The sequence below is a fragment of the Bacteroides graminisolvens DSM 19988 = JCM 15093 genome, from assembly GCF_000428125.1.
In the GTDB taxonomy this organism is placed as follows: Bacteria; Bacteroidota; Bacteroidia; order Bacteroidales; family Bacteroidaceae; genus Bacteroides; species Bacteroides graminisolvens.
Genome location: NZ_ATZI01000010.1, coordinates 1 through 13,643 on the forward strand (window position 1 = coordinate 1; position 13,643 = coordinate 13,643).

8 protein-coding genes and 1 pseudogene are annotated in these 13,643 nt (G+C 42.3%); 1 reads left to right on the forward strand and 8 read right to left on the reverse strand.

From position 1 onward, the window contains the following. Positions 1 to 184, reverse strand: a pseudogene (locus C511_RS0108750) (IS5/IS1182 family transposase); the annotation flags it as partial. A 73-nt stretch (positions 185 to 257) separates the two neighbouring features. Here C511_RS0108750 and C511_RS18425 point away from each other — a divergent pair. After that, positions 258 to 482, forward strand: coding sequence for a DUF1016 N-terminal domain-containing protein (locus C511_RS18425; protein WP_262482331.1), 225 nt, complete (start codon positions 258 to 260; stop codon positions 480 to 482). A gap of 133 nt (positions 483 to 615) precedes the next feature. Here C511_RS18425 and C511_RS18560 read toward each other — a convergent pair whose 3' ends face one another. From C511_RS18560 to C511_RS0108780, 7 genes are all read right to left on the reverse strand, one after another. Next, positions 616 to 882 carry a phage integrase SAM-like domain-containing protein gene (locus C511_RS18560; RefSeq protein ID WP_158332563.1) on the reverse strand — a complete coding sequence of 89 codons (267 nt, stop codon included), beginning with the start codon at positions 880 to 882 and terminating at the stop codon, positions 616 to 618. A gap of 96 nt (positions 883 to 978) precedes the next feature. Next, positions 979 to 3,468 carry a glycoside hydrolase family 3 N-terminal domain-containing protein gene (locus C511_RS0108755; RefSeq protein ID WP_027318066.1) on the reverse strand — a complete coding sequence of 830 codons (2,490 nt, stop codon included), beginning with the start codon at positions 3,466 to 3,468 and terminating at the stop codon, positions 979 to 981. Positions 3,469 to 3,556: 88 nt separating this feature from the next. Next, on the reverse strand, positions 3,557 to 5,893 hold the full coding sequence (locus tag C511_RS0108760; protein ID WP_027318067.1) for a beta-glucosidase: 2,337 nt from the start codon (positions 5,891 to 5,893) through the stop codon (positions 3,557 to 3,559). A gap of 10 nt (positions 5,894 to 5,903) precedes the next feature. After that, entirely contained in the window at positions 5,904 to 7,094 is a 1,191-nt protein-coding gene (locus tag C511_RS0108765; RefSeq protein WP_024997154.1) for an esterase, read from the reverse strand. Between the two features lie 35 nt (positions 7,095 to 7,129). Continuing rightward, on the reverse strand, positions 7,130 to 8,695 hold the full coding sequence (locus C511_RS0108770) for a RagB/SusD family nutrient uptake outer membrane protein (protein WP_024997153.1): 1,566 nt from the start codon (positions 8,693 to 8,695) through the stop codon (positions 7,130 to 7,132). A gap of 22 nt (positions 8,696 to 8,717) precedes the next feature. Continuing rightward, entirely contained in the window at positions 8,718 to 11,798 is a 3,081-nt protein-coding gene (locus C511_RS0108775) for a SusC/RagA family TonB-linked outer membrane protein (protein WP_024997152.1), read from the reverse strand. Positions 11,799 to 11,854: 56 nt separating this feature from the next. Further along, on the reverse strand, positions 11,855 to 13,504 hold the full coding sequence (locus C511_RS0108780) for a carboxylesterase/lipase family protein (RefSeq protein WP_024997151.1): 1,650 nt from the start codon (positions 13,502 to 13,504) through the stop codon (positions 11,855 to 11,857). Positions 13,505 to 13,643: the final 139 nt, after the last annotated feature.

The following is a 13,643-nucleotide window of genomic DNA, read 5'->3' on the forward strand; positions in this document are numbered from 1 at the left end:
TTTTGGGATGATAAGGGCAGCGACCCGTTTCCTTGTATAGTTTCTTGAAATTATCAAGGTTAAGACTATCGACAATCGCATTGACTATGCGAACAGGAGCATTATCAGCAATATCTTCATCGATTCTTTGCGGAAAAAGAACTGTTTGGTTGGGAGTGTAAGGACGAAAATGTAACTTTGCCATAACGAAAAACTTATGCCTAAAGTTACAAAGATTTTAGGAAATAACAAAGCCCGGGCTTGCGAAAGTCTGGGCTTTGCGCATAAAAAAAAGAGGATGTGCCTGTTTTGACACACCCTCATTACCTTGGGGACACAATCTGCTATTAATAAACAAGATAGATAGCAATGATGCTGTGAAATTCTATGCCCAAGAGTGCTTGCAAAAAGGTTGGTCGAGAGATATGTTAATCAATGCCATCAATATGAATACCTATGTAGCACAATCCACAAAATTCCATCTTCCTACCGTTGAAAATTAGAGTGTTCACGATACCGTAAATCGATACAATTAACACCTGTAAATGCACAGAAAATAAACATATCCCAAATAAAAGTCCATGTAGCATGTTTGCAGTGTACCTGCATTAAGCGTTCAACCTCATCCGTCGTGAGCTATGGACGTTTAGGCATTATTTTTTCAGAAACATAATCAAAGAATGAGTCTTGTCGAATAAGTCCCTTATGTTTTGCCTTTGTAATATAGGTTCGCAAGGGAATCAAATTGTATTTGACTGTTTTTGGAGTCATTCTTAGTTCAAGTTTTAAATAGAGAAAATAGGCTTCGATAAATATAATATCCACTTTTCCGAATGGAATATTCGTCACATTGTATTTAGTTGCTAGAAAATCTTTCAGATGCCTATAGGCATATCTACATATACTTTATGTCTTATATGAAATAAGACAACCTCTCAAACCACACCACCATACATGTCGGGCTTGAGAGGTTGTCTCTATAAATACTATAACAATCCGTTATCTGTTAGGAGTCTCCCATTTCTTGGTTTCTGAACAAGTAATATTAACCAACTGGTTACCGGCTTGAACACGGAAATCTCCTTTTTCCAATACCCATTTGCCATCGTACCCCACGAAAGCAAGGTCAGAAGCCTTCACCTTGAGCGTAACGGTTTTCGTTTCACCGGGTTGTAACTCTACTTTCTCGAAAGCGCGCAAACGTCTATTGTCGGGAGTCAGTGAAGCCACCAGGTCACTGCTGAATAATAAAACACTTTCTTTTCCCAACTTGCTGCCTGTGTTCTTTACATCAACCGTAAAAGTAAGCACGTCATCGGCAGTAAACTGAGACTTGTCAACGCGGAAGTTACTGTATGCAAACGTAGTGTAACTCAATCCGTATCCAAACGCCCACTGCACGTTAACCACTGCATCATAGTTGTAGGCACCCTCCATTTGTTTCCCTATATGTTCGCTGGGTTTGTAATCATAGGTAACCAATGAATTGATCTCTTTAGGATATGTATAAGGCAATTTCCCGCTAAAGTTGGCATCACCAGCAACCAGATTAGCCAATGCGTCACCGCCATAATTTCCCGGCAACATGATGTTTACCACTGCGCCCGAAAGGGGTTCGATATCGGCAATCAAGCGGGGGCGACCTTCGTTCAGAATCAACACAACGGGTTTACCTGTCTTCGCTAGAGCCTTAACCAGATTTCGCTGATTCTCAGTAAGGAATAAATTAGTAAGGTTACCCGGCGTTTCGCAGTATGAATTTTCACCAATACAAGCAACAATATAATCCACACCGGCAGCAGCGGCTACGGCCTTCTCTATTTCGGGCTGGTTTTCTTCCCACCAGTTGCCTTTGTCATTATAAGTAACTCCCGGCTCGTAAACAACATTCTCTTGACCAAATTTATTTGTAAAGGCTTCTAAAATAGTGTTGTAACTGTCGGACAAGGCCTCAGCATTGCTACCTTGCCAAGTGTATGACCAACCTCCGTTAAGGGTACGCATGGAGTTTGCGTTGGGACCCGTCAATAAGATTTTCTTACCCTTACTCAAAGGAAGCAAGTTATTGGTATTCTTCAAAAGCACTAACGATTCTTCCGCTGCTTGTAAGGCAGCTGCAGCATGCTCTTTGCTGCCGAAAAGTGGATAATCTTTTAAGTCATAGTAGGGTTTATCAAACAATCCCAGCCGATACTTCAGACGCAGAACTCGGCGCACGGCGTCATCAATGCGACTCGTGGGAACTTCACCTTCCTGAACAAGCTCTTTTAAAAGTGTGCAAAAATGCCAGTCGTACGGGTCCATCGACATATCGATACCTGCATTGATAGCAAGTTTTATCGCCTCTTTTTTGTTGGCTGCAATGTGGTCGCGACTGTATAGGTTATTAATATCCGCCCAGTCGGTCACAATCATTCCATCCCAGTTCAGGTCTTCTTTCAGCCATTTAGTAAGTAGTTCATAGTTGGCATGGAAAGGCAGCCCGTTGTTCATGGCAGAGTTTACCATAACCGAAAGGGCACCCGCTTTTACCGCTTCAAGAAATGGAGCAAAATGCTTCTCGCGCATATCCTGCACTGTAATGGACGAAGGAGTACGGTCTTTACCGCTCACCGGCACGCCGTATCCCATGTAATGTTTCAGACAAGCAGCCACATGATTAGAACCAATCTGGTTAGGGTTTTCACCTTGGAAACCAAGAACAGACTCGCGTCCCATTTCGGCATTCAGGTAGGCATCTTCACCGTAGTTCTCCCACTGGCGAGCCCAACGAGGGTCGCGCCCCAAGTCAACCACCGGTGCGTAAGTCCACGGAATACTACCTGACTTTGTTTCATAGGCCGATATGCGAGAACCTTCACGAGTAAGCTGACGGTTGAACGCTGCTCCCATGTTAATACCTTGTGGAAAGAAGGTTCCGCCTGCCGTATAAGTTGTTCCATGTATTTGGTCAACCCCGTAAATACAAGGAATACCTATCTCTTTCATGGATTTGTCCTGAATACGCTTAATGATTTCTTGCCATTTGGCGGTGCTTTGTGCCACTCCCCCGGGCACATTCAAAATTGAGCCTACTTTATATTTCGTAATGGCACTATCCAGCTTGGCCTCGTCAATCTGGAAGCCTTTTTTCCCTTCAATATCCTGAATGCGCATGTATATTTGCATGATTACTTCCTGCGAAGGCATGCCTTTTGAAAGGTCGTATTCTTTTTCAAGCTTATATTTTTGGAGGATTTTACGTAAATCTTTTACGGTAAACTCAGCGGGGTTGATGTTGCCGAAAGGGTTGACCCGCTTGCTGATCACGTCAATAGAAAGCTCGCACATCTGTCCCACTTTCTCATCAAGACTCATTTTGCCAAGCAGCGCTTCCACCTGCTGCTCTATCTTCTCGTCTCTGGGGATAGCTGGTTTAGCAGATTTTTGCGCCATTGCCGTACATAAGGTACCAGACAAGGCCAGAAATAATAACAACTTCTTGTTCATAGTATTCACTTTAATTTATTCGGATATAAAGATAAATACATCTTGCTATATCTGCAAAATATAACAAGATGTATTTTAAAATAAATAATTATCTCTTCAAGAGATCAATCGGTTCTTTAAGCTTTAAAATATCAGTTGCCTTTGCCGAAGTTGAAGCAACATTTGCGTCAAGTACCATCTTGATGTCACGAGATGAAGAGGCTATTTGAAATTGATACACCCCGGGAGTTACTATCCAGGACGATGATTGCTCATCGAAAGAGGCCAATTCTGAAGTGCCGACAGTTAAAACCACCGTAGCAGATTCACCCGGTTTCAGATTCTTGGTTTTCATAAAAGCCTTCAATTCTTTCTCGGGTTTATTGGCATGCACGCGGTCGGGAGCTGAAGCATACAGTTGAACAACTTCTTTCCCCGAATACTTTCCTGTGTTTTTAACTGTAACAGTAATAACATATTTGTCTTTATCTTCTTTGATACGTGGATTTTCATAAGAAAAAGAGGTATACGAAAGTCCGTAACCAAACGGATACGACACCTGCTTTCCAAAAGTATCAAAATAACGGTAACCCACATAGATGTCTTCTTCGTAATTGGTATAGTCCCACAATGGTTTATTGGTTTTCTTTTTAGGGCTCATAAAGTCCATATCTCCCATGGCACCTTCTGTGGGGAAGTTTTTGGATGACGCAGCATCTTCAAACTTTACGGGGAAAGTCATGGTTAATTTACCACTTGGAGAAACCTTGCCGCTCAGCACATCGACCACGCTGTTACCACCTTCCTGACCTGCCTGCCAGGCGCATAAAATGGCATCCGGCAGATTTTTCCAGGTAGAAGTTTCAATAACTCCGCCAATGTTGAGCACCACGACAACCTTTTTCCCAGCTGAGTGAAACTCGTTGGTTATGCTTTGTATCAAAGAGAATTCTTCTTTTGTTAAATTAAAGTCCGCCACGGTGCGATCCAAGAATTCACCGGAAGTGCGTCCTATTGTAATCAGGGCTACATCTGATCCGACCGCCATTTCTTTCAACAAAGCTTTTGAAGGAACCATTTCAGTGGGACGAGGTTTAGGAAGGAAAGCACTCATCTGATTTTTTTCTTTTGGTTCATTCCTCTTATTTTCAGAAATGATGTGCTGTTCGTACTGACTCTTCAAATTTTCATTTACCTGATAGCCTGCACGGGTAAGCCCATCTAATAAAGAAACAGTATAGGCACGATTCACGTTACCGGAGCCTGTTCCGCCGGCAATAAAATCATACGAAGTACAACCAAACAGGGCAATGTTCTTTACCTGAGAAGTGAAAGGCAAAGCTTCTTTCTCATTCTTGAGTAAAACCATTCCTTCTGTAGCCGACTGGCGGGTTATGGCTGCATGGGCTTTCAAATCGGGTTTATTTGAAAATTCGTATCCTTTAAATCGGGGAGTACGTAAAATCATCTCAAGAATGCGCTTCACATTTCTGTTTAAAACAGCTTCATCTAGTTTGCCTTCTTTCACACCTTTCACAATAGCCTCATATTGCTTGTCTTGCCCCGGTTGTAGCATGTCATTTCCCGCAATCATCTGTGCCACAGCATCCTTGCCGCCAAACCAGTCGGTCATAACCATTCCCTTGAAGCCCCATTCGTCACGCAAAAGAGTGCTGAGCAGTTCTTTGCTTTCAGACGTATAAGTTCCATTTAAGTAATTATAGGAAGACATAACCGTCCACGGTTGTGATTCTTTGACTGCTATTTCGAACCCTTTCAAATAGATTTCTCTTAATGCACGAGGAGAAACGCGGGCATCATTTGCCATGCGATTTGTTTCCTGATTATTAACAGCAAAATGCTTGATAGAAGTTCCCACTCCATTACTCTGCACTCCATTCACGTAGGCGGCTGCAATTTTGCCACTTACAACAGGATCTTCTGAATAATACTCAAAGTTTCGACCACAAAGCGGGTTTCGATGCGTGTTCAGAGCAGGTGCCAACAGCACGTCCGCTCCATATTCTAACACTTCATTTCCGATAGCTTTGCCTACGCTTTCAACCAACTCCTGATTCCAAGTTGAAGCCAGCAGCGTTCCGATGGGAAAATGTGTGCAATAGTAGGTTGCAGAATCTCCCTCACGTTTGGGATTAATACGCAATCCGGCCGGACCGTCGGCCAAAACGACTGCCGGAATACCGAGACGTTCAATGGGATATGTAGTCCCTGCTGCTCCCGGAACCAAGGCTTTTGTCTCACCGATTACGGCACTATCGCCCGTGAAACCGGCCATGCCGGTTCCTATCACTAAATGCGCTTTTTCCTCTAAAGTCATGGCCGCTATTACATCTTTCAATGATGATTTACCGAGTTTTGGCTCGCGAGGAGCACAAGAAACAATCATCAATGATAGCAGGCAGACTGGTAGATACTGTTTTTTCATGGTATACTCTTTATTTAAACAATAAAGGAGAGAATTCGGTCAGATAAATCCGCCAATTTTTCCAAATATGTCCTTCATCTGTCTCATAGTACATGTATTTATAGCCTTTATCGTCCATCAACTTACGAAAATCTTCATTGGCTTTGTATAAGAAGTCAGTCTTTCCGATAGCAATCCAATAGAGAGCGGGGTTTTGAGCAAATTGAGCCTTAAGTTTACCCTCAAGATCTGCGTACACAGGAGACTTCACATTATTATCGGGCATAATGGCAGCAGAAAAAAGACCTACGTAGTTAAACATATCGGGAAATTGCTTGGATATGTGCATGGAGTGAAAGCCTCCCATTGACAAACCTGCAATGGCACGTGCCTGTTTTCTTTTAATGGTACGATAGTTCTTGTCTATAAACTTCACAACATCGGGGAAAGCCATTTCAAAAGAGCCTTCCATGGTCTTGGGTAATTGCATATTGGGGGAAACAAACCCTAAAGAAGATTCCCCGGGAGCCGCTTCCTGAGAAGCGTTTCCGTTCGTCATTACCACAATCATTGGTTTTGCTTTACCTTGGGCAATTAAATTATCGAGAATCTGAGCGGTACGTCCCAATGCAATCCAGGCTTCTTCATCTCCACCCATGCCGTGCAACAGATAAAAAACGGGGTAATTCTTTCCACTTGTTTCATAACCGGCAGGAGTGTAAACCGTGAGACGGCGATCCATTCCCAACGTGGGACTGTTATACCATACCCTGCTTACCGTACCGTGAGGAACTTTGTTCACTTTATACAAATCGGCCCGTCCGCCACCAATGATAAAAACGTTGGTCACACTCACTACGTCACGAATCATATACACATTATTCGGATCATTCATTTTTAAGCCGTCTACCAAGAAAGTATAACTATATAGTTCAGGTTTCAACGGTTGTGGGGTAGTATATTCCCATGTGCCATCCTTTTCAATCAGGTCGGCTGCTCCGGGCCCGTCGAAATCACCAAAGGGAGTCTTTATTTTTTGCGTAGGCAAGAAATCACCCGTAACTTGAACTTTGACGGCCTTAGGCGCTTTTAATCGAAAGGTAACCGTATTATTTTCATGAATTTCGGGTGAAACAATGGATGTTCCTCCCCAGAGAGCTTGTTGTGCAAAAGTAAAAGTACACACAAACAAGGCAAATGCTAAGCCAAAAGATCTTTTCATACAACTTTAATTTATTAATATAATATACAATAGAATTACCAATTTTCATTCTGAACCATATTGGGATTCAGCTCAATCTCTTTACGCGGAATGGGTAATAATTTATGTTTAGTCTTGAAACCATACGTTGAGTTTTTAAACTGGAATTCAACGCCTGAGTTAGAGAAAGTCGGAATCTCTTTTCCCTGATCTTTCATTATGGTTTCAGCATCTCCCCAGCGAACAAGATCCTGATAACGAACGCTTTCCAGACAAAGTTCCAAACGTTTTTCTTTCTTCACATCATCCAATGTTACAGAAGACAAACCCTGCAAACGGGCACGAGTACGCACTTCATTAATATATTTCAAAGCTTTATCCATACTGCCGCCCATAACATGTGCTTCTGCTGCCAGCAAGAGTACCTCCGCATAACGCATCACACGCAGATTGATGTATTGCAACGCCTGAAAATAAGAGGCATCGTATATGCAATCTTCTTTTAACGCACGATTCTTCCACATAAAGTAGCCTTCGTGTCCCACCATGTAAGCACCCGACTGCACAGATACGCCAATCTCCTTCATCTGTTGAGACGTACGCATCGTTCCTTTCAAGCGATAACCATCCGTGCCTTCTTCCTCAACAAAGGCATTATACAAAGATGCGCGGGGATTCATAAATCCATAAGTTCCTGTTGCAATGTAAGTGGAAGCAGGTGCGCTCATTGTCAGTTTATCGGTACGCCAACCTTGCATAATAAAAGTCATTGTCATCTGATTCCAGGCCTGTTCTGTATCATTTCGTTTCTGCACCTCCAGCATTGATTCGCTGCATCCATTGGCTGCAACATGGAGTAACATATCGTATTCGCCACTGTAAAGTGCATATTTTCCCGATTCGATTACTTTATCGAGTATAGCAACCGCCTCACTATATTTGCCTTGGAAGAGATAAGCCTTACCGAGCATAGCTTGCGCAACTTCTTTGGTAACGCGAATGCCCGTCTCACTATCATTCACATTGGCTTTTGAAGGCAATGCTCCGGAATTGATGGCATCATTTAAATCTTTTTCAATAAAAGTCCAGGTATCTTCGGGGCTACTATTAGCCAAACGGTATTCACTAGGTTGGAGCAAATGGTCAACGATAGGAGCTGTTCCATAGAGTGTTACCAATTCAAAATGTGACCATGCTCTGAAAAATCGGGCTTCTGCGATAGCTCGTTTCTTTGCATCGGTATCTGAATCCAGTAAATCAATGATAAGATTGGCTTTGTAAATAACGCCGTACATACCCGAATACAGGCTTTGAACCATTCCATGATCCGTATCAAAAGTATATTCGTTAAGCTGTTCCATACTTGAATTATCACCACGTGATCCGCCTCCGCACCAAACATCATCGGCTAACAGATTTTTCGTATAAAACCAATTATAATAGTTGCTACCCCAACTGGTATACAACGAAGCCAGAGCCTGAGAAGCATCTTCATCTGTTTTATAAAACTCGTCCTGACCTCCCAAATTACCGTGTTTCGCTATATCCAAGCGATCTTCACATGCCGTATTAAATAGCGACAAGAAACCTGCTACCAACAGGGAAATATATTTTGTTTTCATTATCTGTATCTTTTTATATTAATTAAAATTCAATATTAAAGCCCAATACGACCTTTTTGGAACTTGGATAAGAGCCTTTGTCAATACCCATACCTGAAGTAGAGTTGGCTGCCGCTTCAGGATCAAATCCAGGATATTTGGTAAAAGTGAAGAAGTCATCGAGAGAAGCATAAATGCGGAAATTGTTCATGAAAGCTTTCTTCATCCAATTTTTAGGGAATGTATAGCCTAATTGAATTTGCTTGATTTTAAAGAATGAACCGTCGTACACTAAGGCATCCGATATTTGGTATTTATCCATATTTTCGGCACCGGCACGAGGTACAGTTCCGGTCTTATTATCTGCCGTCCATCTGTTATCATAGAATACTTCTTTTAGTTTGTTAGAGGCTGCATAATCCGGTCGGTTAATACAATTGAAAATGTCATTTCCCTGTGAACCGGTTCCGAAAATGGTAAGATCAAAGCCTTTCCATGCAGCAGTTAAGGTAATACCATAGGTAAAATCAGGAATCGCATCGCCTATATAATCCAAATCACCATCATTCAAGTCACCACTTTCGTCCAGGTCATAGAATGTAGGATTACCCGTTTCGGGGTCAACTCCTTTGAACTTATATCCTCTGAAGTAATACACCGGATAGCCTTCTTCAAAATAAGTGATGGTACTCGTATGGAAATTAACTCCCGAGAGGCGGGTGATAGAAGGATCTATGTAGGTCACTTTATTTTTCAGAGTGGCTAAGTTACCACGAATTCCGTAACTAAAATCGCCGATCCGATCTCTCCATCCCAACTCTAATTCCCATCCTTTATTACTTACATCTCCAGCATTCATAGGAGAAGTTGTACCACCAATAATTAAAGAAGGAGTAGTTCCGGAAACCAATAAGTCTTTGGTCTTTTTATCAAAGTAGTCCAAGCTGAATGTCAACCGGTCTTTCAGAAAGCGGGCATCAAAACCTATGTTTATTTGTTCTGAGGTTTCCCATTTTAAGTCATCATTTCCCATGGTTGAAGGTGCAGCTCCTCTCACATACGTATTGCCTAATACAAAAGGATATATGGAGCCGGACGCCATATCCGTACTGTAGGGATACCCGCTTAACGCAGCCAAACTACCATTTTGCCCCCAACTGAGACGAACTTTCAGGTTGTTCACATAACTTTTCAAGGGAGTAAAGAATGGTTCTTCAGACATGGTCCATCCTACAGAAGCAGCAGGGAAGTATCCCCATCTGTTAGTTGAAGGAAGTTGTGAAAGGTCAGCAGCATCTGCACGAAGAGAAGCCTGAAGCATATACCTGCCTGCAAATTCATAACCTGCACGGGCAAAATATGACAGCTTAGCTTTACGCGTTTTTTCCCCTTCAACACTTTTAATCGCTGATGCCGAGGCATAATTCAAATAATAAAACAACGGATCATTTTTCTGCAAAGCATCTTCTTCATTGGCAGAGAGTCCGCCCGTAACGTAATCATAAGTCGATTCCTGATAAGACAGACCTACCATACCGGTTACCGTATGCTGGCCAAAACTTTTCATGTAGTTGGCAAAATTTTCCCACTGATAATAAATGCTGGTAGAAGATGTAGAACTCTGACTCACATAATCCCTGCTTTGCACGGAATTGCCGTAAAAAGGAAGAGAAGTAGTAGAACTACGGGTACCTGACAAGCGGTAACCCAGACGGGAAGTAAAAGTAAGACCTTTAAACGGTTTGAAATCGGCATAAACCGATCCGGTCACATTGAAGCCACTGTTTTTAGATATATTATTGTCGCGCATAATCATGGGGTGATATTGTTCACCCGAATAAAACTTGGACACAGCATAGTAGTTGCCGTTTTCATCTTGCAACAAATGCTTACCGCTGTTGAGAGCGTTCAACATGTGTGAAGGAAGGTCTTCATACGTATATGTATCCGGGGTAAGCGGATCGAGCTGAAGGATAGAAGTCAATAAGCTACCATATTCGTTGTTGGTGGATACATTACGTACGTTGTATTTTTCTATTTGGTTGGTTGTTCCCACTTTCAGCCACGATTTAATGTCGTATTCGGAATTAATGGTGGCAGTTAGTCGCTTATAAACATCCGCATCGCCTTTTACAATACCGTCATTATCAAGGTAAGTAAGAGAGAGATAATAGTTTCCTTTGTCACCGCCATTGGTAAACGAAACATTGTGTTTCTGCATCTGACTGTTCTCAAATGCTACATCTGTCCAAGACGTATTAGTCACTCCATCCCAATTATTGAGCAAATAGCTTTCCGTGAACGTGTTCGATTCAACCATATAATCGATGTACTGCTCAGCGTTCAGCATTTTAGGAACACGCGCTAAAGACTGCGTGGACCATTGAAAATCATAAGTAATCTTTCCCTGGCCGGCTTTTCCTTTCTTTGTAGTAATCAATATGACGCCATTTCCTGCTTCGGCACCATAAATAGCAGCAGATGCCGCATCCTTCAATACTTCCATCGAAGCGATGTCATTAGGATCTAAACCACTGATATCAGACAAACGAATACCATCGACTACATATAAAGGGTCAGAAGAAACGTTAGATGAATAACCGCGCACACGAACCGTAGGTGATGCTCCCGGTGCAGCTGAGGTTTGAATAACTTGAACACCTGCTGTTTTTCCCTGCAAAGCTGCCGGAGCGTTACTGATGGTACGATTCTGCATGTCTTCTGCTTTCACTTGGGAGATAGCACCGGTTACTGAGCTTTTCTTTTGAACGCCATAACCTACTACCACTACTTCTTCCAACGTTTTGGAATCTTCTTTCAAGCTAATATTCATTACAGGCGTTACTGCTTTTTTCTCCTGAGTAACGTAGCCAATATATGAATAAACAATAACGGTTCCTTCTTTAACGGATAATACATAGCTACCGTCAAGATCGGTGATGGTACCATTTGAGGTGCCTTTTTCGAATACGCTTACGCCAATGATCGGCTCATTAAGCTCGTCAACTACTTTTCCGGAAATCTTAACCAGATTCTGTGCCAATGCGAAATGCATAGTCAGAATGGTGAAAAGGACTAAAGATGTTAGTCTTCTCAATGAATTGTGCTTCATAACTTTTTTCATTCTTTTTACTAGATTAATAAGTATAACTTAAGGTATAATATAAATTGTGCTTTTGCTTAAAAACCGCGAGTTGGAAAGGTTCTCACCAGTTCTATCAGTTCTTTATCGTGATTGCATTTTATCTCTGAATTATCTTTAAACAACATGGTAGCACCCTGATCTACCGTATAAGGATTCCATTGGGGCAGGCCTTTCGCATTTGGATTTCCCGTTTTAGCAAAGTTTAGCCATGCATCGCTCATCTTTTCACCCAGTTGGCAAGCAGCTGTTCCGCCGCCGGTCATATTGGCGTGACGTGTTACGTTGTTAAAAACAAAAGGAATTTCCATGCAATGTGTACTGCGTAACATTCCATCTAAAACCGGAGACTCCCAAGCAAACAAATACATGTACACAGGGGCTCCTTTTTGAAGGGATTTTAGTTTGGCCTGTTCTATGGCACCCGGACGAAAAGTAAAATCAACATCAACCAAATCTTTAGGTTGATAAACGGGATAAGCTTTCTCAAAAGCCTTTAAAAATTCATCCGTACGGTTGCCATATTTATTTCGTAAGAAATCGACAGCCATTTCTTTTGTGGCCGAACGAAAAGCCGGTACATACGTACTCATTGTGAATTCATGCAAAGTCGTTCCTATAATTAAGGGTATATCTTTTGATAGTTCAAGGGAAGAGGGCTCAAAAGGTTGGGCAGGCAAAACATGGCCATCTACAGTTGGTGCCCAGCCAAATATAAAGGAAGACACTCCGTCTTTATCGGCCTCAGCACGGGCTTTCACAATTGCTTTTTCTCCCGCTGCAAGCAGTCGCTCATAAGGAATCTTTTTCAGCTCGTCAACTTGAGAAGCGGTTAAGCCCAACTCTTCAACTGTGATTTGAGCTATGCGACGAGAATATTGAGACTCCATTGTACGCAACATGGAGCCGCTTTGCACAATGGCCTTATGAAACAAACCCTTTGCCGATGGGGTTGCCAAAAGTGTAGAAACCTTTCCTCCCCCACCCGATTGGCCAAAGATTGTAACATTAGATGCATCTCCTCCAAAAGCTGCGATATTTTTATGAATCCATTGAAGTGCTGCTACGATATCAAGCAAACCGGCATTGCCGGATTGTGCATACTTATCTCCAAAAGAAGAAAGATCTAGAAAACCCAGTACATTCAAACGATGATTCAGTGTAACAACAACTACATCACCTTTTTGAGCTAAATTCGTTCCATCATAAGAAGGTAACTCTTGCCCCGAACCGGCCGAATATCCACCACCGTGTAACCAGACCATTACCGGCCGTTTGCAACCGTCATTCACACCGCAAGTCCAAATGTTCACTCTCAAACAATTTTCGTCAGGAAAACCGTCGTCCCAATGAAAAGCAAATGCATGTTCGTCACTATACCAACCCGTGCGTTTTCCTTGTGGACAGGTAGGACCATAGGCACGCGAACTACGAATTCCCTCCCATTTGTCGGGAGCAGTGGGCGGCATAAAACGTTCGGCTTTAGCATAAGGAATTCCCTTGTATATATACACGCCGTCTTTTACATATCCGGCCACTTGACCGAATTCGGTCTGCGCTACGGCTCTGTCTGAAGAAGCTATAATTTCTCCCGACTGAGGAATTTTCTTTTCGGGAGCAGCCGCTGCAGCGTGCAGGAATACACAAAAAGAAACAATCAGTACAACTGATAAAAATAGGTTTTTCATAAACGTATTAGTTTTATAATTAACTCGGCTACAATATTAGTCTTCTTTTAGTTGAAGCATTTCTTCATTTATCCGAAAGATTTGTCTATTGGTTCAAAGAGGCTGTTCTGTATGTTCAAATGTTTGTCTATAAGTTCAA